The following is a 26,089-nucleotide window of genomic DNA, read 5'->3' on the forward strand; positions in this document are numbered from 1 at the left end:
CGATCCCTCTTTCTAATGAGGACGAAAAGCAAAGGGAGGTAATGTTAATCTTGCTCCATTGCTGAGGGCGAGAGTAACAGTAAATTGTTCGTCCCAGGTTCCCGCTACCAGACTGTAAAGATAGGGTTCAGCAGTGTTTTGGTTGAGGACTTGTTCAACCAGTACGCTTGTATTGTCACTGATTTGCATTCTTGTGCCTTCTGGGAGCCGAGTGCCAGAGGGGGAACCTCCTAATATTAACAGCAATTTCCACTCTGGAATATTTTCTGTTGACAGCATCGGCCAACTGAGGGCATAAAGCCGCAGGGAAATTGATGCTAGATTCAAGGTTTTGCAAGCTCCCCTCGCGGCTGCCGAAATTGCTGTACCCCGCCGCTCTAATTGGGTGACAATGGCTTCTAGTTCTTCAATGGGCGATCGCATTGCCGTCCCTCCAGCCACACCTAACTTTTCTGAATTGAAAGCGGGAAGCAATACCCAAGACAATTCTCGCGCTAAATCATCCATTTCATCTCGTAACCACAGCCCGACATTTAATATTCTCTGAGTTAATTTAGACTCTGGATGGGGGCGTATTGACTCTTGATATAGCCAATTTAAAAGCGGCGGATTTGTCAGTATTTCTGTTGCTTTTTCCCAAATTAATAGCTCCCATAGTTCTCGACTGCCAGCTCGTAACTGCGGCAATAGCGGAGACAATTGAGCCTGCATTATTGATAAGGTATCGATAGGGCGAACTGGGATAGAGGGGAGCGCGATCGCGTCTGGTTCTAAATACCGTAAATATAGCAGTAAATCATCAGAGTTACTATTAAAACAAGCCAAGGGAAAACGATATGTCCAGTCATTTTCTTGGGAAAAATTAACCGAATTAAATTGTTTGATTAATTGGTCGTAACTAATAAAACCAATAATTGTAGCTTCTTCAAGTTCTTCAGTTACTTCTACAACGACATAAAAATGAGCGGTAAATTCTGGCAAATCAATTGCAGCTCTAGGGATAGATACTTTTTCCTCTGTTAAGCTGCCAATTGCTAGTAAACAGATTTTAAAATCGCCTAATTTTAGATTGCAAGCTGCTTCAATTATATTAGCATATTGTGGCTGTAAAATCGAGCATTCTTCCTGATTTAACGCAATTTTAGGTATACGTTCTTCCGCCCACTGACGGAAAGTAAACAATGCTAAAACAGTCAAATAAGTTTGCCACTGCCGCCCTTGATTTTTAATTTTCTGGCTGATTTGGATTGCCTGGTTAATTGAGGCGGGAGCAAGTGGGATCGATTCTATTTGTAAGCTTTCAAAGTCAAGCTCAGAATTAGCTAAGTAATTTATCATTGGTTAATATCTCCTCCGAATTCAGCGTTGAAATAAAAGCTGTTCTGGCAGGTGAAGGTTCGTGCTGTCGATCTATATCTCCCAAAGTCTAGGGGGTATGCAAGAATAGTAGCAACAAGATTTACACATCGACCTATTTCTCATCATTCCCTTGCAGAGGAGGAGGTTGCGGGGTTGAGGTGGCATTACAAATAGTACAGTCTAGAGGCGTAAAAGCTTAGCTTGCCCGTTTTGTTTAAGCCCGTAGCAGCTTATCCAACTCTACTGAGCACTCCTTGATTGGGCAATTCTACTATAAAAGTTGTTTGAAGATTTGCAGATTCTACATGAATCGTTCCCCCTAAATGTTCTGCCAGCCTTTTAACTAATGCTAAGCCTAAACCAGTTCCGCCCTGCTTCCAAGGATCGGCACTTTTAATTCGGTAAAATTTGTCAAAAATTCTGGCAAATTCCTCAGTCGGAATCTCAGTCCCAAAGTTGGTTATTTTTAGTTGAACTTTACCTGGTTGAGCGCTAACGGTGACAATGATTTGCTTACCAGGAGGCGTGTACTTGCAAGCATTATTTAACAACTCGCTGACCAGACGATCCAGGCTAGAAATATCAGAAACTAAGGGAGGCATTTGTGTTTGTGGAAGCTCAATAATTAGCATAAGTTGCCGAGCTTCCGCGCGTTCTTGAAAACCTGCCACGAGTTGCGGTAGCCAATGCTGAATCTGAACAGTTTCTAACACTAAAGACTGCCTTCCCGCTTCTAGCCGTTGTAGATCTAACAAGTCATTAATTAAAGTAATTTCTCGATCGCATTCCCGCTGCAAAACTTCCAAGTATTGAGTTGCTTTTTGGCGGTGATGAGGTGATAGCTGATCCTGTTTCATACAGATTTCTAACATCCTAATTGCCATTTTCATGTTAGCAACTGGAGCTCGCAATTCGTGAGAAACTGTACTCAAAAAGTCATCTTTAAGCCAGTTGAGTTTTTCCAGAGATTTCACTTGCGCTTGGGCGGCTTCGTAGAGTCTGGCTTGGCGGATGGCGATCGCACATTGATTTGCTACCTGCTGCACCATTCGTATTTCTAATTCCTGGAAAGCGTAGTCTCTATCATTAATTAACCACAAATCACCGATCGCTCCTCGATCGTCAAAAATTGGGCAGGCTAGCATTGCCACTTTGCCGCGCACAGGATTAGGAATAATGTTGCAGAACTGTAAATATTGAGCTTGAAAAAGTAACTGGTAAATTTCTGGGTACTCTGCCATCAAAGCCACGCGACCTCGGTCGGAAAACATCGAATTAGTCCACTCATAACAGATGGTTGAAGTGTCAGCATCAAGGTCATATAATGAGGCATTACAACAGCGGACACCCAGCCCTATTCCTAATTCTTGAACAGCAATTTGTAAAATCTGCTTTTCATCCAGGGAATCGCGTACTTTATCAGTAATTCGCTTCAGCATTGCTTCAAAGTCGAGGGCCTGTTGCAGTTGGGCTGTACGGTCTTTTACTTGCTGTTCTAAACCCCTGTGGAGGCGTTGCGCGATCGCGCTCACCAAGCGCTCTCGTTCGGTCTGCTGGTAGAGAGCTATTTCTGCGGCTTTCCGCTTGCTAATGTCCATTGTTGTCCCTACCATTCGTACTGGTTGACCCTTTTTATCGCTATATAACTGAGTTTTTAAAACCATCCAATGAATGCTGCCATTACTCCAAATAACGCGAAAGTCAAAGTTGCAATTCTTCTTTTCTTGAACAGCTAAATTTATAGTTTGGCGTGCAAATTCGCGGTCTTCCTGATAAACGCATTCGAGAAAAGCTTCGCAGTTTCCTTGAAAAGGACTTGATGCTAAACCTAATAGTTGTTCAGTGTTATGATACCAGAGCAGTTGATTAGTTAGAATATTCCAATCCCAGATGCCCGTGTTGGCAGCTTCCAAGGCTAATCTTAATCGTTCTTCCTGCTGCTGTAGCGATGAATTAGCGAGTTTTATGTTAGTTATATCAAAGGCGATAGCTAAATATTGGAACGGTTTTTCACGAGCATCTAAAAAAGGAACAATTCTCACATCGAGCCAGAAATAGCTTCCATCTTTGGCTCTATTATGAATCTCTCCTTGCCAAACTTGCCCTCTAGAAATGGTTGACCAAATGCTGTTAAAGAACGCTTGAGAATGATTGCCAGAGTTAAGCAGACGCGGATCTTTTCCAATCAGTTCTTGCCTAGAATATTGGGAAATTTGACAAAAATTATCGTTGAGATCGTTAATAAGTCCTTTAGAATCTAGTGCTACCCAGATAGCAGTTCGATCTAAAGCAGATTTGAGGTCAGACAATCCTTTGACTGATGGTGGGATTTCTGAGTTAGCCTGTTGGTCGGACAAAAACTTGCCTTGACTGCTATTAGAACTTACAAAAATCTTACTTAGCAGACTTTTTAGAAGATTATTTAAACAAGCCTTGATATTAAGATAGGTAGTATCAAAAGGCTGTTCTACAATGGTCGTAATCAAGCTCATCATTAAAACTCCAAAGGGTAACGATTTTTATATTATTGCAACCTATCTTAAACATTTTTTGTATTTTTGATCTCATTCTTGAGTAGTAAGAAACTTAACTTAAAGGTAGAGAATTGAAAGTGCCATAACTTATTATTTATAATTCTACTGTGATTGTCGTCACTTGCATAAGTTTTCTCACATATTAGAGTCAGTCTGTAAGCCTTTAAGTAAGAGAATATACTTAAATCTAAAACGCCAATGACTGAAAAGCAGGCTAGCTCAGTCTTTTCCGTTCTGAATTCTACTAATTTCCTGGGCCTTCTACTTATAGAGGCAGTAGATTATGGAGTAGGCGATACCATGAAGACATTAAATCTAGAGGCATTGATACTTTTATTATTTTTGCTATGGTCTGTTTTTTGGATGCTTCAGTTATTCAGAAAAATGCTTGACCTCATCCTTCATCCTCAACCTTCCGTTATCGTAAGAGGTAGAGGCGGCAGTGCAGATTCCAGAGTCGGAGATGTCGGTGATTCGGGTTGGGGTGATTCGGGTTGGGGTGATTCGGGTTGCAGTGATGGAAGTGGTGGTGACGGGGGTGGTGGTGATGGAGGTTGCAGTGATGGAGGTGGTGGTGACGGAGGTGGTAGTGATGGAGGTTGCGGTGATTGATAATAACTAAATTTCTGGAAAAGCAACCTTGACAGATGATTACATCGAAATAATTGATCTAGTCCGGTTTGCTTTTGGGGGGCTGCATACCCTAGTATGATCTAGTCACGACTTGCTGCTTAATGACTGAATGGCGATCGCAATTGACTTTGGCACTAGCAACACCGTAATCGCTCGCTGGAATCAAGCCTCCCAGCAGCCAGAAACCTTGAGATTACCAGGTTTATCTCTGATCTCCGCGCCAAATCCGCCCCTAATTCCCAGTTTGCTCTATGCTGAGGACGCGGCTCAGGGTAAAGTGGTACTGGGTCAACAAGTGCGCGATCGCGGCCTCGACTTAAATGCAGACCCCCGATTTTTCCGTAACTTCAAACGCGGAATAGGCACTCCTATCCAAGGTTTTTTGCCAGAATTAGACGGTCAAATTGTCACTTTTGAACAAGTTGGTCAATGGTTTCTTAACCACATTGTCGGCTCAATTCGTGAATTGCCATTACCTGTAGATTCTGTAGTTTTTACCGTCCCGGTAGATAGTTTTGAAGCTTACCGCAACTGGCTAGGTAAAGTAAGTCAATCTTTACAAGTAGAACAAGTGCGGATGTTAGATGAACCCACCGCCGCCGCTTTGGGTTACGGTTTGGCAGATAGGGAAATTCTGCTAGTAATAGACTTTGGTGGTGGCACTCTCGACCTTTCTTTAGTTAGATTAGATAATTCTGAAGGTAAAAAACCTCTAGGCTTCATTCTTAAATGGGGCGAAAAACTCCTCGCTGAATCTTCAGGACAAAAGCTAAAAACCGCCCGTGTTTTAGCTAAAGCTGGGCAAAACTTAGGCGGTTCTGATATTGATAACTGGCTGGTAGATTATTTTGCCCAGTCGCAAGGATTGGCGAAATCTCCTTTAACAACTCGTTTGGCAGAACGCTTAAAAATTCAGTTGTCCCTGCAATCGAAGGCCACAGAAGTTTATTTCAATGACGAAACTTTTGATAGTTACGAACTAGAATTAGAGCGCGATCGCTTCGAGAATATCCTTGCCGAACATCAGTTTTTTGATAACCTGGACGAGTGCATGAATCAAGTATTGCAGCAAGCGCGTCGTCAAGGCATAGAAACGGCAGACATTGATGCAGTTTTATTAGTTGGTGGGACAGTCCAAATTCCAGCAGTTCAAACTTGGGTAGAGAAGTATTTTAACTCAACAAAAATTAGGTGCCAGAAGCCATTTGAAGCGATCGCGCACGGTGCTTTGCAACTAAGTCAAGGCGTAGAAGTGAAAGATTTTCTCTATCACAGCTATGGTATTCGCTATTGGAACCGCCGCGACAATTGTCACAGTTGGCATCCTTTGATTAAATCCGGCCAAGCTTATCCGATGAGCGAACCAATAGAATTAGTATTAGGCGCATCTATCGAAAGTCAGCCCAGTATTGAATTAATTGTAGGGGAATTGGGAGCGGAAACTGGCGGCACAGAGGTTTATTTTGATGGCGATCGCTTGGTAACTCGTCAGTTATCTGGGAGGACATCTGTACAAGCACTTAACGATCGGGAGGGCGCACGCAGTATTGCTCAGTTAAATCCGCCTGGGTATCCGGGAAGCGATCGCATTAAAATCCTATTTCGAGTGGACAACCAGCGATTTTTGCGAATGACAGTAGAAGACTTGTTAACAACCCAAACCCTATTAGAAGATAAACCTGTTGTACAGCTAAGTTAGACTAATTGGTAATTGGTAATTGGTAATTGGTAATTGGTAATTGCTAATTGCTAATTGCTAATTGCTAATTGCTAACAACTAACAACTAACAACCAACAACTAACAACTAAGATTTATGTACTACCACAGGCGTGCCTACATCAGCCCATTCAAATAGCCATTTAGCATGATCAACTGCAACATTTGTGCAGCCGTGAGTCACGGGATTGCCAAACAAATTATGCCAATCAGCCCCGTGAATTGCATTACCACCGTCGTAATACATTGTATAAGGAACATTGGGTAAATCATAGTCATCCCCAGTCATCCGGGTAGTTACGTACTTAGTTTGAATAGCAAAAGTTCCAACGCGGGTAGGAGTTGATGATTTACCTGTAGAAACAATAACTGCATAAACTGCTTTATTACCTTCCCAAGCTACCAATCGCTGCCGGGATAAGTCAATTTCAATCCATCGTTGATTGGATTGTTGTAACTGCATAATTCTATAAGCAATTTTGTTGTGTGCCTCGTTTGCCGTTGCCGGAGTTGACGCGCCACACAAAGCGGAAATGCTCAAAGCACTACAAGCACACAAAGTTACAGCGCGACGCAACCAAATTGAGCTAATAATGTTTTTCATTCTTCACACCTCTGAGGTTTGGAAAACTAGATAATTTCAGGGTTTCCCATTTACATAATATAGCTAAAGATTTTATCCTGATCGCAGGCAACTTATCTGTTATAGCATTCTTGCCTAATCTTTACCCTTCAGGTTAAATTCTTTACAAGATTACGAGCCAACTGTGCGATCGCGTCCCAATCTCCAGTTTCTACTAGCTGTTGAGGAAACAAATCCCCTGCCAAACCCACCGCGATCGCGCCTGCTTCGATAAATATTTTAGCATTTTCCAGAGTAACACCTCCAGTAGGAATTAGGGGAATATTACCCAGTGGCCCTTGCAAACTTTTAATGTAGCTAGCACCTCCTGTTGCTGAGATGGGAAAAACCTTAACACAGCTAGCGCCAGCTTGCCAGGCGCTAACTATTTCCGTAGGCGAGAAAGCACCAGGAATTATTGGTATACCTGCATTAACTGCGGCTTCAATCATAGCTAAATCGGTGTGGGGAGTAAAGAGAAATTGAGCGCCACACTCAACAGCTCGCTCTAGCTGCTCTAAGTTTAAGAGCGTACCAGTACCAATTGTAAACTCTGGCAATTCCGAGCGCAATTGGGAAATTAGCTCAGGTGCGCGATCGCTGTTCCAGGTAATTTCAATTAACTGAATTCCTCCCTTTGCTATAGCTTTAGCCATCAGCGCTCCCAGTTCCATTTTTGGGGAACGTATGACCGCGATCGCGCGGTGTTTTTGCAGTAGTTTTAACCAATATCGATCGTTCATGCTAATTTATTATAATATACATATTCACTATCAAAATTGTGGAAGTTGGTCATCGCCGGGAAATTTACGAAAGATGAATGAGTGCGATCGCGTCTTGCTTCTCTCTTTAAAAGCTATCCCCGCACTCAATTACTTATTTAAGCTACTCTCAGTGTAACAGCCTCTCGGCATTACCGTTCTCTACAAAAAAAGGTAAACTGGTATAGTCGTGTATGCTGTGGGTATCACCCCCCTGCGGCAGATTTTCGTGGAGGCTTAATGAATAATTTTGATGCAGCTACTCCTCTCAAGTCCCAAGGAGTTAGTCGCTTATTAACGCAGTTTCTTTGGGCTAACCTATCGTTAGCCATCATTTCCCTAATTTTCTCTTTGCTTAAAGTAATAGCACCGACTATTTCTGAGGCGCTTCAAGGTCTGCAAGAGATTTTGCTATTTGTTGCACTTTTTATAGGCTTGGTTGCGTTAGTGCTTTGGCTAGTATGGCTATATCGTCTGCACGTCGATCTCAAGGTTCTCTTCAAGGATTATCCCATCACGCCAGGAGGAGCCCTTGCAAGATTTTTGATCCCCATATACAGCTTTTGGGGAATTTGGAATACACTATCAACATTTGGCAATACATTTAAGCAGGAAGGAGGGGAATTGGTAAAGTGGGCCGAGCAGCTAGATCCGCTAATTGGAGGGTTTTACGCTTTAACTATTGGCTCAAATATATTGAACCGGGAAATGTCAAGAATGCAAAGACAGAATTCAGAAATAGAGCCTTTATGGTTCTTAGTTAGTGATATAGTCAGCGTGTTTTTATCTGTCGTGGTACTGCAAATGGTAAAAGTTATGAAAAGTGCCATTGCTGAAAAAGCCAGACAACCGCAAATTACACCCTCTCCATAATGGCTAATGGCTAATGGCTAATTGCTAATTGCTAATGGCTAATGGCTAATTGCTAATTGCTAATTGCTATAGCAACCGCCAAGACGGTTAGGACATTTTGAATAGCTGAAACCATTGATTCTATTCCCTTCTTCCCCTAGCCCCTAGTCCCTAGCCCCTAGCCCCTAGCTATTTACTTCGTCTCCATCCAATTTTGCCCCGCATGAATATCAACCACTAGCGGTACACTTAACTCTACAGCATTTTCCATTGTATTCTTAATTTTATGCTGCAATTCTTCCCACTCATCGGGCGGTACTTCCAACACTAATTCATCATGAACTTGTAATAGTAAACGCGCCTGACGATCCTTCAAGATATCATGCAGTTTCACCATTGCCACCTTAATAATATCAGCACTGGAGCCCTGAATTGGAGCATTAGCAGCAGCTCGTAAAAGTTGTGCGTCATTCTGACCTATATTTTTGAGAGTAGCCAGGTTAATGTCTTGAACATCAGAGTCTTTCAGTTTGCGGACACTTTCGCCCTCGAATTTGAAATAGCGGCGACGGCCTAGAATTGTTGAGACGTAACCTTGCGCGATCGCATCCTTCTTGACCCTATTCAAATACTCAAAAACCCTAGAATACCGCTGATTAAACCTCTCAATAAACAGCTTAGCTTGCGTCGGACTCACCCCTTCCACAGACCGTGCAAATCTCTGCGCCCCCATTCCATAAATTACGCCAAAATTAATCGTTTTGCCCAACCTGCGCTCGTCCGGCGTTACTGTTTCCTTTTCAAATAAGAGTTTAGCAGTCACAGTATGCACGTCCTGATTCGTTTTGTAAGCTTCAACTAACACAGGTTCTTGAGTTAAATGAGCCAAAATTCTTAACTCAATTTGAGAATAGTCAGCAGACACCATCAGCCAGCCTTCTTTAGGCAAAAATGCCTTGCGAATTTGTCGAGAAAATTCAGTGCGGATGGGAATATTCTGCAAATTTGGATTAGAAGAAGATAGCCTCCCCGTCCCCGTAGCGGCCTGATTAAAATCTGTATGCACCCGTCCAGTATCAGGACGCACTAACTGCGGGAGTGCATCCACATAAGTTGACTTTAACTTTGATAAAGTGCGATGCTCCAAAATAGTTTTGACTACCTCGTGATCGTCTTGCAACTTTTCCAAAACAGCAGCATCAGTAGAATAGCCGCTTTGAATTCTTCGGGATTTTTTGATATCTAGTTTTAGAGTTTCAAACAACAGTTTGCTTAACTGTTTTGGCGAACTCAAACTAAATTCTTCCCCAGCGACTTCGTAGGCTGTCTGCTCAATTAATTGTAATTTATTTTCTAGCTCCTGTGATAGTTCGTTGAGATACTCTGTGTTAATGCGAATACCCTTATATTCCATCTGAGCTAAAACAGGTTCTAGAGGCTGTTCTACTTTTATTAACAACTGTTCTAAAGACGCTGTAAGCGGCTTTTCTGCATCAAGTTCTTCTAGTTTTTCGCGAAGTTTACTTACTAGCTGGAACGTTGTATAGACATCCATACCGCAGTAGTTAGCAACAATCGGAATGGCTAAATCTGCAATTGTTTGCTCTTTAGAGACTAAATCTTTATAACTTTTTGCAGTTAACTTGGGATCTTCCAAGTATTCCTTACACAGAGCAGTAAGGTTGTGACTGCCTTCGGGATCGATGACATAACTAGCTAACATCGTGTCAAATACTACGCCAGCTAATTTGATTCCCTGACAACGCAGAATTAAGCGGTCAAATTTAGCATTCTGCAAGGCTTTAGGATAATTATTGTCTTCTAAAATTGGACGCAATGCTTCTAAAACTATGGCTTTATCTAAATTTTGACCAGTTTTATGTCCTGTAGGAATGTAAGCTAAATCTGCTTCCCCAGTTCCCCAACAACAGCCAATTCCTACTAATTCAGCGTCTCGCGGTTCTAAGGCTGTAGTTTCAGTATCCCACGCAACAGGTGTGGCTGAATCGGTGAAAGTTCGCAATAGTTGCACTAATTCGGTTAGCTGTTCAGGAGTATGAATAATCCTCGGTTTAATGGGCAAAATTGCCTGCTGTTGAGCCTCTCTGGTATCCTCTAAGTTCCAAAACCAGCTTGCATCATCTTCATTGTTTGATAAAGAGCGATCGCTATTTTCTTTACTAACTCTATCTTCACTAATTTCAGTCTTGATTGTGGTGCGATTGTCCTGATCTACCTCTTCTATTTTCCGACTGGAAGCCTCCTCTCCACTCTGTTCTACACCGCCAAATCGCTTCTGAAGTTGCTTGACTTTATTTAAAAATGTCTTAAACTCTAATTTTTCTAAAACTGGTATTAAAGCTGCCTCGTCAAAACCAGCAAGCTTGCATTCTTCTAACTCAATTTCCAAGGGTACATCACATATAATCTTAGCAAGATGCTGGGAATGATAGGCCTCGGTTTTTCCGTCTTCCAGCTTTTTCCGCACAGCTCCTTTAACCTGATCTAAAGAAGCATAAATCCGATCGAGAGAGTTGTAAGTTGTCAACAACTGCACAGCGGTTTTTTCGCCAATCCCTCTCACTCCAGGGATGTTATCAGAGGCATCGCCGCACAGAGCTTTATAATCAACTACTTGATCGGGTCTAATTCCCAGTTTTTCAATTACTTGTTCTGGGCCGTATTCTTGACCTCTTCCTGTACCACCGCGCCCGAAAGAGTCTCTACCGAGACGTAAAACGCTGATATTTGCGTCTGTATTAACAAGCTGAAATAGATCCTGGTCGCCTGTAAGAATTTTAACGCAGAAACCTGCTAAACTCGCTCTTTGTGCTAAGGTTCCTAAGACATCATCGGCTTCATAACCAGGAGCAGTTACTATTGACAAATGGAAGTAACTTAATAGTTCTTGAAGATTTTTGAGGTCAATAATAAAATCTTCGGGAGTTTCAGTTCTGTCTGCTTTGTAGGTATCGTCAGCTTCGTGGCGAAACGTAGGCAAACCGAGGTCAAAAGCGATAGCCATATACTCCGGTTCCTCTGCCGCCATCACCTCTAAGAGCGACTTGAGGAAACCAAAAGATGCACTCGTGGGAATACCTGTGGAAGTCCGCAACCCCCCATCTCGACTTTTGGCAAAGGCGTAGTAGGAGCGAAAAGCCAAGGAGTGGCCGTCAACTAGGACGAAAGTAGGAATTTGATTTGCCAACACAGAAATAGACACCAATAGCGCGAGACAATAGTTCTATTCTAACGAATTATAGCAGCAGGAAGATGGAAGAAGGAAAATACAGGAAAAATCAATGGTTTTAGGAGTTGACAAGCTTTGTTTCGCCTTGAGGATTGCTATATCTCGCCCTATGGCAATTAAAAATTAATGAAGGGGGTATGGAAACTCTAATTAAGTAGAGGCCGGCAGGATTTAGTTATCTTCTACACTAGGCAAACATTGCCCTTTTTTTAACAATTCTTCAAATTCTTTATTGGTAAGGGCTTTACTAAAAAAATAACCTTGCATCTCATCACATTCATATTGATAAAGGAAATCTAGTTCTGCCTGGGTTTCCACACCCTCAGCAATCACTTTCATATTCAAACTGTGTGCCATTTGAATAATCGCTTTAGTAATTGCGGCATTCTTGGGATCGTTTGTGATATTGCAGATAAAACTGCGGTCAATCTTAATAATATCAAATGGAAAACGTTTAGGATAGCTTAAAGAGGAATATCCCGTGCCAAAATCATCAACCGCTATTTTAATTCCAAGGGTACGCCATTCAGTCATAGCCTTAGTAGCAGCCGATTCATTTTGAATTACTAGACTTTCTGTTACTTCCAGTTCTAAATACTTAGGATCTAGTCCTGTTTCTTTTAATATCTGCCTTACTCTTTCAGCAATATTTTTCTGATTGAACTGACGACCTGACAAGTTGACTGCTATCCGCAAGGGGGAAAAATCTGATTCTTGCCAAATTTTAGTTTGCTTGCAAGCAGTTTGCAGCACCCATTCACCCAGTGGAATAATCAAACCCATTTCTTCAGCAAGGGCGATAAATTCATCGGGGTAAACTAAACCTCGTTCTGGATGATTCCAGCGTAATAGGGCTTCAGCACCAACAATCTTACCTGTCTTAAGTTCGACTTGAGGCTGATAGTAAACTTCAAACTCTGAGCATTTAAGGGCATTCCGCAGGCTGGTTTCCTGAATGATTTGGTTGATAGATACTATCGATGATTTTGAAGTATAAAACTGATAACTATTTCCGCCCTGCTGCTGAGCATAATACATGGCTGCATAAGCATTCTTCAACAATTCGTCTCCCTTAGTGCCGTCACCGGGATAGAAAGCGATGCCGATACTGGCAGTGACATAAACTTCATAGCCATCAACAACGATGGGATCGGAGATCATATCTAAAATGGTTTGAGCGACATTGCCAGTATCTTCTTTTTCTTCAATTAGCGGCATGATAATCGCAAATTCAGCAGCTTCTAAACGGGCAACCATATTAAAGTTAGGATTGCAGTTAGTGAGCCTTTGACTAATAATACGGAGTACGGAGTCACCGATAGAATGCCCTAATGTACCGTTGATTTTGTTGATCCGATCCACGCTGAGAGATACAATCGGAATTAGAGTCTGAAAAGCTTTTTGTTTTTCTAATATCTGATTAAGCCGCTCTCGCAACAACGAGCGATTAGGTAAATTTGTTAAATAGTCATACTGATGCCGATGCAGAGCAATTTGGATAGCTGAATGCAAGTTTTTTTCTTCAAATGGTTTGACAACATAGCCGAATGGTTTTGTCGCATTGACCCGTTGTAAAGTGTTATCATCGGCATAAGCTGTTAAATAAACAACTGGTATTTGGAAGCGCGATCTGATTTCTTCTGCTGCTGTTATGCCGTCCATTTTTCCTTGCAGATGAATATCCATTAACACCAAATCAGGCTGCATATCATCGGCTGCTTGAATGGCTTCTTCTCCAGAAAATACTATAGCGCTAATGCTATACCCTAGAACTTTTAAACTATCTGCAATGTCCTCGGCGATGATGCTTTCATCTTCAACGATGAGGATCTTAGCTCTTGACATTAGTTTCACTCCCCTGCTGTAAGTTTTGCATTGTAAATGTAATTGCTATCGCAGTTCCTTTACTGCTATTTAGTTCAATAGTCCCTCTGAGTTGATTAACTAAAGAACACACTAATCTCAGTCCTAATGAGCAGGAATTGCGGAAATCCAAGTTAGCTGGAAATCCAATGCCGTTATCCCGAACGGTCAGCATAAATTGCTGATTTGTGACTGAGCATTCTATATAAACTTCTCCTTTTTGCCGATCGATAAATCCATATTTAAGAGAATTGGAAACCAATTCGTTGATAATTAATCCACAGTGAACTGCTGTGTCAATATTGAGATAAACTACCTCGATATTCATCCTTAATTTAACTCCCTTTTCATTTACTTCATAAGCCTGAAATAAATTATTTGCTAGGTTATGGATGTATTCAGCAAAGTTAATCTTTGATAAGTCTTGGGATTGATATAATTGCTCGTGAACGAGAGCCATTGACCGAACGCGATTTTGGCTTTCTTTTAACATTTCAATTGTACGTCGATCCTGAATGTATCGCGATTGAAGTCTGAGCAGACTAGAAATAACCTGGAGATTGTTTTTAACGCGATGGTGAATTTCTTTAAGCAGGACTTCTTTCTCTGCTAAGGATGCCTTAATTCCCTCTTCACTTCGCTTTCGCTCGGTAATATCGCGCACTACTGCTTGCAGCACTTTTTTGCCGTCGATTTCCATTGCAGAGAGTAAGACTTCTCCGGGAAATTCTGAACCATCAATGCGTTGGTGTAGCCAATCAAATCGGTTGCTACCTGTCTCCATAGCTACAGCAATGTGTTGTTTTACTAAACTTTCTGAATCTTCTCCTCCTGGCTGAAATCGGGTCGAAAAGTCTTTGGGTTGCTTCCCACACAAATCCTCTTTGATAGTACAGCCAAATATTTTTAGGGTGGCGCGGTTGCAGTCAAAGAAACCTTGTTCGTCAAGGAGCATTACTGCGTCGTTGGTGGCTTCGTATAAGCTGCGAAATTTGCGTTCTGACTCTTGGATAGAGGCAATTAATTGGGTCTTTTGTGCTTCTACTCGCTTGCGCTCTAGGGCGTTGACGAACATTTCGCCGACAATTCGCAGTAAGGTAATGACATCTTCTGACCAAGCTTTTTCTAATTGCACGGCATCTAAGCCTAAGAATCCCACCAGGGAGCCGCGATGAGTCATTGGCATCACGATCAGAGATTGGATGGACTGCGATCGCATAATGGCTTTGGTAGTCCGCTGCGATCGCGGCAATTTGGCGACACTGGGAATATTAATAGTTTCGCGCTGGCGGATTTGCTCTTGCCACCAGTGCAGAGCTTCCACTGCTATGCCTTGACGTTGGCGAATTTGCGGGGCAATGTTAGGAGCGCACCATTCGTGACTATTGTTGAGCTTAGTGCCGTTGTCATCGAGCAAAAAGACGTAACTGCGATCGACACCGCTAAAAGTTGCGATTGTTTCCAGCGCTCGGTTAATACCGCTATCAATTTCTTCTGGTCTTAAGTTGATAAAATGAGTAGAAAGAGTCGCGATCAATTGCTCAAATTCAACTCGATATCGCAGCGCTTTCTCTGCTTGTAGATGTTCCACAATTTCTACTACTAACTGATCGTTAGACTCCTTTAAAGCTGCTGTCCGCTCATCGACTCTAAACTCTAGCTCTATCTTTGCTTCTTGCAGGGCTGCTTCAGATTTATGACGCAGCGTAATGTCAGTAGAAACACCGATTACTCCCAAAACTTGACCATCTCGATCCCGTATCGGAGTTGCTTGACTTTCGTATACTAAATCCCCCATTTCTGCAATCCAACTGTGCTCGTTGCCTGCACGTACAAAGGCGATGCTTTCCAAAATATTTGGATGGTTGCAATATAAATCAAAAATTGACTGACCGACGAGTTGATCGGGCTGAAGGTCTGAATTTTCTAGCCCTTTGCCATCAAAAAGTGTGAATATGCCCTCACCATCCAATGCCCAGAGGACAATTGGCGCTTTGGAAATGACTGCGTGCAGGTGTACTTGGCTTTCTTGGAGAGCATCATTGGTCTTTTTTAGTTGCTCTCTCTCGCGCTCTAGTTGCTGGCGGGCACTGTTTAATTCGCCAGTCAATTGCTCTACCTTATGCTGCAAGGTGGCAGCGATGCCAGATATTTCTGTGGGAGCAAGGGTGCGACAAAAGGATGGGTTGGGGTGTAGCATGGTTAATTTGCGATGCACTCTTACTATGAGTACAGCCTCTATTTTAAAGATAAGCTTTGCAAGTAAAGTATTAAAGTTAGCTGCGACACTTATTCTTGACAAAAAAAATGCCTCTGGGAACAAAGGCAGACGATCGTCAATGTCGCATTTATGTAAATGTACTTACGTATAAAAACGGAGACAGCCTTGGCAAATTCAGCTTTAATAGTATTTTCACTCGTATTTCCACAGATCCCACTTACTCAACCGTTTAAAATTTCGAGCTTGTGTTTTATTTTTTTAAGATAAATTACGCTCTGATTAAATGTATAAAGGTTTGTATTTAAGGAGAAGTAAACTCAAGATAGTGTTAGAGTTGAAGTGGTAATGGAGAGGAATTACCAATTATCAATTACAATTACCAATTATTAAAATGAATTTTTGCAGCGATAATGTTACGGGAGTTTCTCCAGAAATAATGGCAGCGATCGCAGCCGCCAATGACGGGGCTACTATGCCCTACGGAAATGACGAATGCACGCAGAATTTGCAAGGCAAATTTTCCGAACTATTTGAGACACCCGTCACAGTTTTTCCCGTAGCGACAGGCTCCGCCGCCAATGCTCTCGCTCTCTCTGTTATTTCTCCTCCTTATGGAGCAATTTATTGCCATGCCGAATCTCATATCAACGTCGATGAATGCGGCGCACCAGAATTTTATACTGGTGGTGCAAAGCTAGTAACACTAACAGGAAATAATGCCAAAATTGATGCTGCTAACTTAGCAGCAATACTCGATCGAGCCGGTGCAGGATTTGTTCATCATGTACAACCTGCTGCTGTCAGCATTACTCAGGCAACAGAAGCCGGAACTATTTACAATCCTGATGAAATTTCCCAAATTGCTGAAGTAACTCACGCTTACAATTTACAATTGCACATGGATGGAGCGCGGTTTGCAAATGCTGTCGCCAGTCTCGGTTGTTCTCCTGCCGATATTACTTGGCGGGCTGGCGTTGATGTACTTTCATTTGGAGCTACTAAAAATGGCGCAATGGCAGCAGAAGCAGTAGTATTTTTTAATCACAAATTGGTGCGAGATTTCCAATATCGCCGCAAGCGCAGCGGTCATCTTTTCTCAAAAATGCGGTTTCTATCAGTACAGCTAGAAGCATATATTAAAGATAAGTTGTGGTTAAGAAATGCAGCGAAAGCTAACGAAATGGCAGCCCAATTAGTAGAAGGAATCGCGGGTATTTCTGGGGTGAAGCTTGCCTATCCAGTAGAAGCAAATGAAATTTTTATTGAACTTCCAGAACCAGTAATTAAAGCGCTTTTATCCGAAGGATTCGAGTTTTATCGTTGGCATCGTGAAGATGCGAATATTGTCCGACTTGTCACCGCTTTCAATACGCAGGAAAAAGATATTATTGCTTTCATAAAAACTGTCAAAAACTTTGCACAATAACTCGAGCAGTTGTTTTATGCTTTGGGAGCATACAGTTTTGAGTAAGTTCTGATAATGCTATAGTATAAAATAAATAATATCATTGTGAGCTAAGCTCGATCGCAGTTGCGAGGGTACGAAGCTTTTTCCTTATCCCTGCGATTGCTTCACTTCATTTCTGTTTACTTCGTGCCTCTGCTAACGATCTGAACTCCAAATACAGTCCTCGATTGACAAATTGTGGTTGTTATGCACCTGTTTATGAAATAAATAATTAACAATTAATAATTAACAATTATTATAGATGAAAAAAATCCCTGTTTTTACTATTTGCATTTTCTCTTTAGTTTGCGGTTCCCAAACCCCAAAAGCCTTGGCAATTACTCCTGAAACATTTGCTAAAGCAGAGGTAAGGCAAACGCCAGCTTTAAATAGAGTGGCGGCCTTAGAAAAACAGGCACAGCAACTTTATGAAACGGGACAGTTTGCAGATGCGATCGCGGTATTACAGCGCTTAGTTACCGATTATACCGCCCAAGGCAATCAATTAGGTCAGGCAAGGGCTTTAAGAAATCTGGCACTCGTCTATCATCATGCTGGAGAAAGAACTAAAGCAACGGCTGCAATTACAGACAGTTTCAACCAACTAAATCAAATAGAAAATACCGCTGAGAGGACAAAAATTTTCGCTCAAATACTAGAAGTAAAAGGACAATTAGAATTATCTGCTGGCAATTCCGAACAAGCCCTAGAAACCTGGAAAAAAGCCGCAGAAACATACAAAGAAATCGGCGATGCTACAGGAGTTACTAGGAACCAGATTAACCAAGCTCAATCACTACAGGTATTAGGGCTATATAGTCAAGCTCTCAAAATGCTAAAGACTGTGAAAGAAACACTGAAAAACCAACCAGATACGCTACTGAAAGCCAGAGGATTTCAGAGCTTAGGCGATGCGTTGCGGATAGTGGGAGATTTGAATCAATCTCAGGAAGTTTTACAGCAAAGTTTAGCAATAGCTGAAAAATTAGAATCTCCCGAAGCCTTGACAGCCGCTATGATTAGCTTGGGTAATACATTTAGAGTACAGCAAAAACCGGAAGCAGCTTTAGATTTTTATCAGCGGGCAGTGAAAGCATCTCCTACACCTTTACAGACAATTGAAGCGCAACTAAACCAACTGAGCCTTTTATTAGAGCAAAAGCAATGGTCAGAAGCCAAAATTTTATCACCTAAAATCGAGTTTTTACTTGCCAAATTACCTGCTAGCAGGACAGCAGTTTATGCTATAATTAATTTAGCTCACAGCTTAATTAGGATTGAACAGCAAGGCGAAGAACAGCAGCAGATCGCCAATTATCAAGAGCCTGCTCAATTATTAGCAATGGCAGTAAAACTAGCTCAAAGCTTAAAAGATAGAAGAGCAGAAGCTAATGCTCTGGGAAATTTGGGCAAGCTTTACGAACAGAATCAACAATGGGCTGACGCGAGAAAATTAACTGAAAAAGCACTACTTTTAGCGCAAGCGGTGAATGCTGCGGATATTGCCTACCAGTGGCAGTGGCAATTAGGAAGAATTATGAAAGTTCAAGGAGAGCGAGAAGGCGCAATTACTGCTTATTTCTCCGCAGTAAAAACCCTCCAGTCTCTTCGTAGCGATTTAGTTAGTATTAGCTCAGATGTACAGTTTTCATTTACAGAAAGTGTAGAGCCAGTCTATCGAGAGCTAGTAGGTTTGCTGTTGCAACCGCCTCTTAATTCTTCACAAAGTCATGGAGTTGTAGATCAATTAGCATTAATTCAAGCGAGGCAAATAATAGAAGCATTACAAGTAGCTGAACTTGACAACTTCTTTCGAGATGCCTGTTTAGATATCAGACCAGTTCAAATCGACCAAATCGATCCAAAAGCAGCAGTTTTTTATCCGATTATTTTGCGGGATCGCCTAGAAGTAATTGTCAAACTTCCAAACAAACCTCTACTTCACTACACTACCTTTGTATCTGAAGAGCGAGTAGAAGAAATACTCATAAAACTGCGGGAAGGACTAACAAGAAGCTTAATCCGGGGGGTCTTAAAAATCTTATTGGAACCGTCGCAACAAGCTTATGACTGGTTAATCCGTCCCATCGAAACTGACTTAGCAGCGAGTGGCGTACAAACTTTAGTATTTGTCTTAGATGGTTCTCTGCGGAGTATTCCGATGGCCGCTCTTTACGATGGCAAGCAATATTTAGCTCAAAAATATAGCATTGCAATAGCTCCTGGTTTACAACTGGTAGACGCTAAACCTTTAGCAAGAAATAGCCTCAAAATTCTCACTGGTGGCTTAAGCGAATCTCGCCAAGGGTTTGATGCACTTCCTGGCGTTGAGACTGAATTGCAACGGATCGCGGCAGAAGTTCCCAGTACAATTCTGCTAAATGAATCTTTCACCGAAGCCAACTTAAAAGCAAAAATTAATTCGTTTCCTTTCCCAGTAGTTCACTTAGCAACTCACGGCGAATTCAGTTCTAAAGCTGAAAATACATTTATTCTTGCTTGGGACGAGCGAATTAACGCTAAGGAATTAGATAGTTTGCTAAGGGGAAATACAAGGACGGCCCGCCCTATTGAATTGCTAGTGCTGAGTGCTTGCAGAACTGCTGTTGGAGATAAGCGGGCGGCTTTGGGATTAGCGGGGGTAGCTGTGCGGGCGGGAGCTCGGAGTACGATGGCATCTTTGTGGTATGTGAGCGATGAAGCGACTGCTTTACTGATGACTAAATTTTATGAAGAATTAGCCAAGAAAGAAGTGACAAAAGCTGAAGCTCTCCGCCGTGCTCAGCAGGCGATTTTCCAGGATAAAAGATTTTCTCATCCTTATTTCTGGGCAGCTTTTGTTTTAGTTGGTAATTGGTTGTAATTTGTAATTTGTAATTTGTAATTTGTTAGTTGTTAGTTGTTAGGACTTGCTTAGGTGTTAGAGCTTACTTAGGGATAACTTGTCATTGCGAGCGTAGCGAAGCAATCGCAAGGCTTTGGGATTGCTTCGGGCAATATCCCGCAACTGCGCTTCGCTTGGCTCGCAATGACTATTTTTTTCAAAATTAATTGTTTTGATTGAGATACTTAACACCCCATTCGTGCATGGCATCGATGATTGGTTTGAGACTTTCTCCCAAAGGTGTTAACGAATATTCGACTTTTGGAGGAACCTGCAAGTATATTTCGCGATGGACAATACCATGCGATTCCATCTCCCGCAGTTGTTGTGTCAACATTTTTTGAGTGATTCCTTTTAAGGCGCGTTGTAGCTCATTAAAACGCTTCACCCCTTGAAATAACTCGCGCAGAATTAAGACCTTCCAGCGCCCACCAATCACGTCTAACGTTCTTTCTACAATACAACTGGCTCTCTCGGTATCTGTGTTGGTTTGCATAGTATCTTTTTGGGTACTACCTTACTTTAAAGTGCATACTTCCCATTATGGCTTTACTTAGTTTAAAGTATAAATATGCAAAAAGCACAGAAATAACAAATCTGTTGCCATTCCTGAGAGGAGAATCCGATGAGCACGCCTGTTATTTTTGATAAAAAGCCCGTTGTTCTTGCATTAGAGCCTGGTACTTACTATTGGTGCAAATGCGGTCAATCTCAAAACCAGCCTTATTGTGATGGTGGTCACAAAGGTACAGAATTTGTGCCGCTAGCTTTTGAAATTACCGAGACAAAAACGGTAGCGCTTTGTAACTGCAAACATACTGCTAACTCCCCGTTTTGCGATGGGGCTCATGCCAAACTTTAAGGCATAGTTAACCGTAGAGTGGGTATTGCTGCAAGAATTAATCGGAGGAATCACAACAATTTAGCAGGCGAATAGAATTCGCGGCTACACAAGCAAAGTCCGCCTACGCGGACTAATCGAGAACTACAATTTTTTAAACTCGTGTAGGCAGTTTTTGTTTTTGTAGTTGCGTTTTAAACCACCAAGTTCACCTAAGTTGACACTTTCCCTTCAAACTTGAAAAATGAGGAATTAAAAAATGATCGTCATCCGAAAAAGTGAAGATAGAGGTCATGCTAATCACGGTTGGCTGGATAGTTACCACTCATTTTCGTTTGCCAATTATTACGATCCTAATCAAATGGGTTTTCGGGCATTGCGAGTAATTAATGAAGATATTGTTAACCCCGGTCGTGGGTTCGGTACGCACGGTCATCAAGACATGGAAATCATTACTTATGTCTTGGAAGGAGCGCTAGAACACAAAGATAGTATCGGCAATGGTGAAGTGATTAAACCTGGCGAAGTACAGCGAATGAGTGCTGGTACAGGTATCCAGCACAGCGAGTTTAATCAATCCAAAACAGACCCAGTTCACTTACTACAAATTTGGCTGCTTCCCGATACAAAGGGATTAAAACCAAGTTACGAACAGCGTGATTTTGATGTGGCACAACACCCCGGAAAGTTGAGGTTAGTTGCTGCTAGGGATGTACGGGATGGTGCTGTTAAGGTACATCAGGATGTGGATTTATATGCGGCTGTTTTGGAAAAAAACGATCGCGTCACTCATTCCTTGCAACCTAAGCGTCATGCGTGGGTACAGGTGGCTCGCGGTGGAATTGTTTTGAATGGTTTGCCGTTAAAACATGGCGATGGCGCTGCCATTAGCGATGAATCTCATATCGAGATCGAAGCGGCAGATAAGGCTGAATTTCTCTTGTTTGATTTGGCTTAAAATGCTAAATCTTAAATCTCAAATCTCCTGCATTTGTCCCCCCTTAAAAAGGGGGGACAATCTAAAAATACTATGATTTCTGTCACCAGTTTGAACCATGTTGTGCTTTATGTACGGGATTTAAAACGCTCAGTTGAGTTCTATAAATCTGTTTTTGGTTTTGTGGAAGTAGCGCAGATGCACGGGAAGATGGCATTTTTGCGGGCCGTAGGTTCTCAAAACCATCACGATCTGGGTTTAGCGGCTTTGGGAACAAATGCGCCGTCACCACCCCCTGGAAGTGTGGGACTTTATCATTTAGCTTGGGAAGTTAAAACAATTGAGGAGTTGGCTGATGCTGTTCAATTTCTCAAGGAGAAAGGCTCTTATCGGGGTGCAAGCGATCATGGTGCTAGTAAGTCTGTATATGGTGAAGATCCTGATGGTAATCAGTTTGAAATTACTTGGATAGTACCTCGTGAAATGTGGGGTGAGTTTGAAAGTAAAGCGATTGTTGCTCCTCTGAATTTGACAGAGGAGTTGCAACGTTATGGCGGTAAAAATTTAAGGTAAAAATTCAGATTATCAAGGTAAGAATGCTCCAAGTTCCTGAAATTAATTTCATAAATTAATAGGAGCATTTTTTTTAGGTCTACCACCTTTTTTACCATTTTTTCTAGCGGCGATAGTTTTGGCACTTGAAGTTACTTGTCCTCCCTTTTTACCTAGTTCAGCCATCCATGATTTTGTCCCAAAAATACCTGCTACAAGTTCGGGAATACCAAAATCAACGTCTAGGCTTTCCCAGTGGACGCTGCTACCAGAAGGTGGTAGCCAAAGATCGGCAAGTTGTTCTGCTGAAGCACCTTCTAAACCTTGTGCCAATCTTGGAGGAAAACTAAAAATAGCACCGTTTTTCAGTTTAATAACTATTAAATCATCAGACTGATTATAATGCACGGATTCGGCACGAGGCTCTGTAGCCTCGGCTTGTTTCCATGCTTGCTTGGCTTTGGCTATTTGCTCTCGTAGATTTTCCTCAGTTAACTCTTTATCCCAGTTTCTAATCACCATGTATTTCTTGCCATTTACTTAATAGTATTTCTTGATTAGCTGCTACGAACTTGAGAGCAGCTACTAAGTCTTTATCTTTGATTTTATCATTTGCACTAACTATACTAGGAGGTTTTTCTTCACTACCAATATTAATTTTAATTTCCATTTGGTTAGCATCATTTTTTCTACCTATAAAGACATGGACATGAGCAGGGATATGATCGTTAGTATAGATGTAAACGAATAAATTTTTCTGGGTATCTTCAAGAACTTTCGGCATAGTATTATTATTAGTGGATTATTATATATTAACATAATATTATACATACTGGTTTTTAGTGTATACAAATAGCTTTTATTTAAAGCTTATCTTTATAATAACCCAAGCGTTGGGTTTTGTCAAGGTTCAAATTGGAAAAACTGATTTAAGATCAGCTTGAATCATTTTGTTCATCTCAAATTCATGTGAAAATATGACACAAAGTAGAAAGGTTTTCCGTCTGTTAAAAGGTTGCTATATTAACATTTTGACTCGCAGATGAATTATAACAAAAGTATTTCAGCTATTTTGAGTATTGGACTCGGCGCGACCGCGATCGCGCCTATTCTCCCACTTCTTACCCCCCAAGTCTCCGCAGCACTAGCACCCGCTGAGGTGAATGCGATCGCTAAAGAAATTACAGTTCGCGTTGATGGCCCAACAGGCAACGGTTCTGGGGTGATCTTTGAAAAAAAAGGTAGCACTTACTATATAATTACTAATTGGCACGTAGTGAGCCAAGCGGGTAATTATCACATTGTTACCCCCGATGGCAAGCGCCATCCAGTCTATTACAGCCTGATCAAACGAATGCCGGGAGCAGATTTGGCAGTAGTTCCCTTCAGCAGCGCGGAAAACTATCGCCTCGCTGTGTTGGCGAATACTGACGCAAGCGAGGGTAAAAAGCTTTATGTGGCTGGCTGGCCGCGATCGGGCGGAACTCTGCAACAGCCGATTTTGATTGTCACTGAGGGGCTGATGACGCGCCGTCAAACGGCCTGGAATGGTTATACTTTAGTTTATAGTAACTTAGTGAGGGGAGGCATGAGCGGCGGCCCGGTATTGGACGATGGGGGGAGGGTTGTAGCCATTAATGGCATTATACAATTAGAGGACAAATCCGATAAAATTGTGGCCGCCGGGATTGAGATCGATACTTTCTTGAAGTGGCGGACAAGCCTTGCGCTGCCAACAGTACCCCAAGATTCTCCAACACCGGGAAAACCGCAAACTGGTACTCCTGTTAATAATTCGCCGCGCCTACCTGCTAATGCTGCTTTTACTCTCGCTAGTGCGCTCAAGGTTTCTGCGGGGGTAGTGAGTTCGGTGGCGGCGGCTGGCTCTCACTTTGTATCGGGCAATACTGACGGCAGTATTTCTGTCTGGAATTTGCCTAGCGGCGAGTTAAAGAGTACGCTGCGGGGTCACGGGGACGCGGTGAATGCAGTGGCGATCGCATCTGATGGCAAGATTTTTGCCAGCGGTAGCGATGACAAAACTATTAAGATTTGGAATCTAGAAACAGGTGAGAATATTCGCACTTTGACCGGGCATTCTGATGTGGTAGTTGCAATTGCCCTCAGTCCTGATGGTCAGTTTTTAGCCAGTGGTAGCTGGGATAAAACTGTTAAGATTTGGAATGTGAAAACTGGGGCTTTACTTTATACTTTGTTGGGACATTCTGCTCTGGTAAATTCGGTGGCGATCGCAGCAGATGGCAAAACTTTAGCTAGTGGCAGTAAGGATGGTTCTATTAAGTTATGGAATCTGCAAACTGGTGACTTAATCCGCACTTTAAAAGGTAATTCTTTATCTATTTTGTCGGTGGCTTTCAGTCCCGATGTCAAAACTTTAGCTAGTGGTAGTGGTGATGGAACAATTAGCCTATGGAATTTGGGTACTGGGCAATTAATTAAGCGTTTGAGCGGGCATACAGATGGGGTTTGGTCTGTGGCAATTACTAAAGATGGAAATACTTTAGTTAGCGGTAGTTGGGATAAAACTGTTAAACTTTGGGATGTGCGTTCTGGGGCGCTGAAAGGAACTTTAAGCGGGCATTCTGGCTATGTTAATTCTGTTGCAATTAGTGGGGATGGGCAGATGATTGTTAGTGGGGGTTGGGATGGGCAGATCAAGATTTGGAAAAGAGGAGGGTGAGAGTTCTTAAGCGTTGCTTACCTTAATTTAATTTGGGGTTGCGATCGCTAATTGGTTAATAATTTGGCTGGTAAGTGTAGACCTAACTGTTTAATTAATCAATAAATATATACACAAAATTATTTTAGAAAGCAATTTGTTCTCATGTAGCAACAATTTGTGCTATAACCTTACTTATACAATTTTTTTAGTCCGAAGTTTTACCGCGATTAACCATTGCCTTACTAAAGGAAGCTTTACAGCGTAGTCGCAACCAAGATCGATCGCAAGTAGGGACATGGCTATTAGCGCAATTTCCACAATTATTATCCTAATTAATTACCATGCCAAAAACTATTAACAGCCTTTTCCTAGCCAGTTTTTTTATCCTTATTCCCATCTCCATACCTACACTCGTTCGTGCCGAAATTTCCGAAACTTCTACTACAAATATTAACCAAAAAATTCTCATCAAAGATGAACTATATTTTGGTCTAACTAAACCGGGAGGTAGTACAATTTCCGATGTAGAATGGCAGCAATTTTTAAACACTACCATTACGCCCCGTTTTCACGAAGGATTAACCGTCTTAGATTCCTATGGACAATATCTTAATAGCAATAGCTTACTGGTAACAGAAAAGTCCAAAGTCGTTATCTTAATTTATGAAAATAGCCCAGAGAAAAATCGGGCAATAGCAGAAATTATCGATATCTATAAACGCACCTTTCACCAAGAATCCGTACTCCGCGTAACTACTGAAGCTAAAGTCTCATTTTAATTCTATAGGACTTACGCATAGAGTCCTAGAAAGCGGGTTTTTGAGAAAATCTGTGGGTCACGCAGAAGGCAAAAGGCAGGAGACAAAAGGTAAAAGGTAGAAGGAAGTATTTTCGTAAGAAAACCCGGTTTCTTTGGTTGGGTGCGTAATTCCT

At 41.9% G+C, this 26,089-nt stretch carries 21 protein-coding genes; 10 read left to right on the top strand and 11 right to left on the bottom strand.

Going from position 1 to position 26,089, the window contains the following annotated elements:
* Positions 1–12: 12 nt before the first annotated feature.
* The 3 genes from OSCIL6407_RS0116640 to OSCIL6407_RS38340 all read right to left on the bottom strand — a co-directional run bounded on the left by OSCIL6407_RS0116640 (position 13) and on the right by OSCIL6407_RS38340 (position 4,502).
* The gene (locus OSCIL6407_RS0116640; RefSeq protein ID WP_007357864.1) at positions 13–1,338 is read right to left on the bottom strand and encodes a DUF1822 family protein; all 1,326 of its coding nucleotides are present in this window, start codon (positions 1,336–1,338) and stop codon (positions 13–15) included.
* Between the two features lie 251 nt (positions 1,339–1,589).
* Positions 1,590–3,854: a sensor histidine kinase gene (locus OSCIL6407_RS0116645; protein WP_234708820.1), complete on the bottom strand. Its 2,265-nt coding sequence runs from the start codon at positions 3,852–3,854 to the stop codon at positions 1,590–1,592.
* 411 nt (positions 3,855–4,265) lie between these two features.
* Positions 4,266–4,502: a DUF3157 family protein gene (locus OSCIL6407_RS38340; protein ID WP_148288890.1), complete on the bottom strand. Its 237-nt coding sequence runs from the start codon at positions 4,500–4,502 to the stop codon at positions 4,266–4,268.
* 133 nt (positions 4,503–4,635) lie between these two features.
* On the opposite strand from OSCIL6407_RS38340, the gene OSCIL6407_RS0116655 reads away from it, so the two are divergent.
* Entirely contained in the window at positions 4,636–6,225 is a 1,590-nt protein-coding gene (locus tag OSCIL6407_RS0116655; protein WP_007357867.1) for an Hsp70 family protein, read from the top strand.
* A 106-nt stretch (positions 6,226–6,331) separates the two neighbouring features.
* On the opposite strand, the gene OSCIL6407_RS0116660 is transcribed toward OSCIL6407_RS0116655, so the two are convergent.
* Both OSCIL6407_RS0116660 and OSCIL6407_RS0116665 read right to left on the bottom strand, forming a co-directional pair.
* On the bottom strand, positions 6,332–6,847 hold the full coding sequence (locus OSCIL6407_RS0116660; protein WP_007357868.1) for a L,D-transpeptidase: 516 nt from the start codon (positions 6,845–6,847) through the stop codon (positions 6,332–6,334).
* Positions 6,848–6,975: 128 nt separating this feature from the next.
* Positions 6,976–7,608, bottom strand: a complete 633-nt coding sequence (locus tag OSCIL6407_RS0116665; protein WP_007357870.1) for a bifunctional 4-hydroxy-2-oxoglutarate aldolase/2-dehydro-3-deoxy-phosphogluconate aldolase — start codon at positions 7,606–7,608, stop codon at positions 6,976–6,978.
* A gap of 258 nt (positions 7,609–7,866) precedes the next feature.
* On the opposite strand from OSCIL6407_RS0116665, the gene OSCIL6407_RS0116670 reads away from it, so the two are divergent.
* Positions 7,867–8,499: a DUF4328 domain-containing protein gene (locus tag OSCIL6407_RS0116670; protein WP_007357871.1), complete on the top strand. Its 633-nt coding sequence runs from the start codon at positions 7,867–7,869 to the stop codon at positions 8,497–8,499.
* A gap of 172 nt (positions 8,500–8,671) precedes the next feature.
* Here OSCIL6407_RS0116670 and polA read toward each other — a convergent pair whose 3' ends face one another.
* From polA to OSCIL6407_RS0116685, 3 genes are all read right to left on the bottom strand, one after another.
* Positions 8,672–11,701, bottom strand: coding sequence for a DNA polymerase I (polA, locus tag OSCIL6407_RS0116675; protein WP_007357872.1), 3,030 nt, complete (start codon positions 11,699–11,701; stop codon positions 8,672–8,674).
* 198 nt (positions 11,702–11,899) lie between these two features.
* Entirely contained in the window at positions 11,900–13,573 is a 1,674-nt protein-coding gene (locus OSCIL6407_RS0116680; RefSeq protein ID WP_007357873.1) for a putative bifunctional diguanylate cyclase/phosphodiesterase, read from the bottom strand.
* Positions 13,560–15,791: a histidine kinase dimerization/phosphoacceptor domain -containing protein gene (locus OSCIL6407_RS0116685; RefSeq protein ID WP_007357874.1), complete on the bottom strand. Its 2,232-nt coding sequence runs from the start codon at positions 15,789–15,791 to the stop codon at positions 13,560–13,562. Before OSCIL6407_RS0116685 ends, OSCIL6407_RS0116680 begins: the two co-directional genes overlap by 14 nt.
* A gap of 107 nt (positions 15,792–15,898) precedes the next feature.
* Here OSCIL6407_RS0116685 and OSCIL6407_RS35430 point away from each other — a divergent pair, with 107 nt between their 5' ends.
* From OSCIL6407_RS35430 to OSCIL6407_RS0116695, 3 genes are all read left to right on the top strand, one after another.
* The gene (locus OSCIL6407_RS35430; RefSeq protein ID WP_155523403.1) at positions 15,899–16,045 is read left to right on the top strand and encodes a hypothetical protein; all 147 of its coding nucleotides are present in this window, start codon (positions 15,899–15,901) and stop codon (positions 16,043–16,045) included.
* A 158-nt stretch (positions 16,046–16,203) separates the two neighbouring features.
* Positions 16,204–17,238 (top strand): threonine aldolase family protein, encoded by a 1,035-nt coding sequence (locus tag OSCIL6407_RS0116690; protein WP_007357875.1) that lies wholly within the window; start codon positions 16,204–16,206, stop codon positions 17,236–17,238.
* A 283-nt stretch (positions 17,239–17,521) separates the two neighbouring features.
* On the top strand, positions 17,522–20,122 hold the full coding sequence (locus OSCIL6407_RS0116695; protein ID WP_007357876.1) for a CHAT domain-containing protein: 2,601 nt from the start codon (positions 17,522–17,524) through the stop codon (positions 20,120–20,122).
* 184 nt (positions 20,123–20,306) lie between these two features.
* Here the strand turns inward: OSCIL6407_RS0116695 and OSCIL6407_RS0116700 are convergent, their stop codons facing one another.
* Positions 20,307–20,639, bottom strand: a complete 333-nt coding sequence (locus OSCIL6407_RS0116700; RefSeq protein WP_007357877.1) for a winged helix-turn-helix transcriptional regulator — start codon at positions 20,637–20,639, stop codon at positions 20,307–20,309.
* Between the two features lie 129 nt (positions 20,640–20,768).
* On the opposite strand from OSCIL6407_RS0116700, the gene OSCIL6407_RS0116705 reads away from it, so the two are divergent.
* The 3 genes from OSCIL6407_RS0116705 (at position 20,769) to OSCIL6407_RS0116715 (ending at position 22,494) form a co-directional block, all read left to right on the top strand.
* Positions 20,769–21,005 (top strand): CDGSH iron-sulfur domain-containing protein, encoded by a 237-nt coding sequence (locus tag OSCIL6407_RS0116705; RefSeq protein WP_007357878.1) that lies wholly within the window; start codon positions 20,769–20,771, stop codon positions 21,003–21,005.
* Between the two features lie 238 nt (positions 21,006–21,243).
* Positions 21,244–21,942: a pirin family protein gene (locus OSCIL6407_RS0116710; protein WP_007357879.1), complete on the top strand. Its 699-nt coding sequence runs from the start codon at positions 21,244–21,246 to the stop codon at positions 21,940–21,942.
* Between the two features lie 72 nt (positions 21,943–22,014).
* Complete coding sequence (locus OSCIL6407_RS0116715; protein ID WP_007357880.1) at positions 22,015–22,494, top strand: VOC family protein; 480 nt, start codon at positions 22,015–22,017, stop codon at positions 22,492–22,494.
* Between the two features lie 48 nt (positions 22,495–22,542).
* Here OSCIL6407_RS0116715 and OSCIL6407_RS0116720 read toward each other — a convergent pair whose 3' ends face one another.
* On the bottom strand, positions 22,543–22,995 hold the full coding sequence (locus OSCIL6407_RS0116720) for a DUF2442 domain-containing protein (RefSeq protein ID WP_007357881.1): 453 nt from the start codon (positions 22,993–22,995) through the stop codon (positions 22,543–22,545).
* Positions 22,985–23,257, bottom strand: a complete 273-nt coding sequence (locus OSCIL6407_RS0116725) for a DUF4160 domain-containing protein (protein ID WP_007357882.1) — start codon at positions 23,255–23,257, stop codon at positions 22,985–22,987. The genes OSCIL6407_RS0116720 and OSCIL6407_RS0116725 overlap by 11 nt, the downstream gene beginning before the upstream one ends.
* 258 nt (positions 23,258–23,515) lie before the next feature.
* Between OSCIL6407_RS0116725 and OSCIL6407_RS0116730 the strand changes: the two genes are divergently transcribed.
* On the top strand, positions 23,516–25,174 hold the full coding sequence (locus tag OSCIL6407_RS0116730; protein WP_007357883.1) for a trypsin-like peptidase domain-containing protein: 1,659 nt from the start codon (positions 23,516–23,518) through the stop codon (positions 25,172–25,174).
* Positions 25,175–25,497: 323 nt separating this feature from the next.
* The gene (locus OSCIL6407_RS0116735; protein ID WP_007357884.1) at positions 25,498–25,935 is read left to right on the top strand and encodes a DUF3574 domain-containing protein; all 438 of its coding nucleotides are present in this window, start codon (positions 25,498–25,500) and stop codon (positions 25,933–25,935) included.
* The last annotated feature ends 154 nt before the right edge of the window (positions 25,936–26,089 follow it).

This window comes from Kamptonema formosum PCC 6407 (genome assembly GCF_000332155.1).
Taxonomy (GTDB): Bacteria; Cyanobacteriota; Cyanobacteriia; order Cyanobacteriales; family Microcoleaceae; genus Kamptonema; species Kamptonema formosum.

What these genes read in the sequence shown, in the direction of transcription:
- OSCIL6407_RS0116665 (WP_007357870.1), bottom strand. Translation starts at nt 7,608, where the DNA reads ATGAACGATCGATATTGGTTAAAACTACTGCAAAAACACCGCGCGATC.
- OSCIL6407_RS0116670 (WP_007357871.1), top strand. Translation starts at nt 7,867, where the DNA reads ATGAATAATTTTGATGCAGCTACTCCTCTCAAGTCCCAAGGAGTTAGT.
- OSCIL6407_RS0116715 (WP_007357880.1), top strand. Translation starts at nt 22,015, where the DNA reads ATGATTTCTGTCACCAGTTTGAACCATGTTGTGCTTTATGTACGGGAT.
- OSCIL6407_RS0116700 (WP_007357877.1), bottom strand. Translation starts at nt 20,639, where the DNA reads ATGCAAACCAACACAGATACCGAGAGAGCCAGTTGTATTGTAGAAAGA.
- OSCIL6407_RS0116730 (WP_007357883.1), top strand. Translation starts at nt 23,516, where the DNA reads ATGAATTATAACAAAAGTATTTCAGCTATTTTGAGTATTGGACTCGGC.
- OSCIL6407_RS0116680 (WP_007357873.1), bottom strand. Translation starts at nt 13,573, where the DNA reads ATGTCAAGAGCTAAGATCCTCATCGTTGAAGATGAAAGCATCATCGCC.
- OSCIL6407_RS0116725 (WP_007357882.1), bottom strand. Translation starts at nt 23,257, where the DNA reads ATGCCGAAAGTTCTTGAAGATACCCAGAAAAATTTATTCGTTTACATC.
- OSCIL6407_RS0116640 (WP_007357864.1), bottom strand. Translation starts at nt 1,338, where the DNA reads ATGATAAATTACTTAGCTAATTCTGAGCTTGACTTTGAAAGCTTACAA.
- OSCIL6407_RS0116720 (WP_007357881.1), bottom strand. Translation starts at nt 22,995, where the DNA reads ATGGTGATTAGAAACTGGGATAAAGAGTTAACTGAGGAAAATCTACGA.
- OSCIL6407_RS0116660 (WP_007357868.1), bottom strand. Translation starts at nt 6,847, where the DNA reads ATGAAAAACATTATTAGCTCAATTTGGTTGCGTCGCGCTGTAACTTTG.
- OSCIL6407_RS0116710 (WP_007357879.1), top strand. Translation starts at nt 21,244, where the DNA reads ATGATCGTCATCCGAAAAAGTGAAGATAGAGGTCATGCTAATCACGGT.
- OSCIL6407_RS0116690 (WP_007357875.1), top strand. Translation starts at nt 16,204, where the DNA reads ATGAATTTTTGCAGCGATAATGTTACGGGAGTTTCTCCAGAAATAATG.
- OSCIL6407_RS0116705 (WP_007357878.1), top strand. Translation starts at nt 20,769, where the DNA reads ATGAGCACGCCTGTTATTTTTGATAAAAAGCCCGTTGTTCTTGCATTA.
- OSCIL6407_RS0116735 (WP_007357884.1), top strand. Translation starts at nt 25,498, where the DNA reads ATGCCAAAAACTATTAACAGCCTTTTCCTAGCCAGTTTTTTTATCCTT.
- OSCIL6407_RS0116695 (WP_007357876.1), top strand. Translation starts at nt 17,522, where the DNA reads ATGAAAAAAATCCCTGTTTTTACTATTTGCATTTTCTCTTTAGTTTGC.
- OSCIL6407_RS35430 (WP_155523403.1), top strand. Translation starts at nt 15,899, where the DNA reads ATGCCTCTGGGAACAAAGGCAGACGATCGTCAATGTCGCATTTATGTA.
- OSCIL6407_RS0116685 (WP_007357874.1), bottom strand. Translation starts at nt 15,791, where the DNA reads ATGCTACACCCCAACCCATCCTTTTGTCGCACCCTTGCTCCCACAGAA.
- OSCIL6407_RS0116655 (WP_007357867.1), top strand. Translation starts at nt 4,636, where the DNA reads ATGGCGATCGCAATTGACTTTGGCACTAGCAACACCGTAATCGCTCGC.
- OSCIL6407_RS0116645 (WP_234708820.1), bottom strand. Translation starts at nt 3,854, where the DNA reads ATGATGAGCTTGATTACGACCATTGTAGAACAGCCTTTTGATACTACC.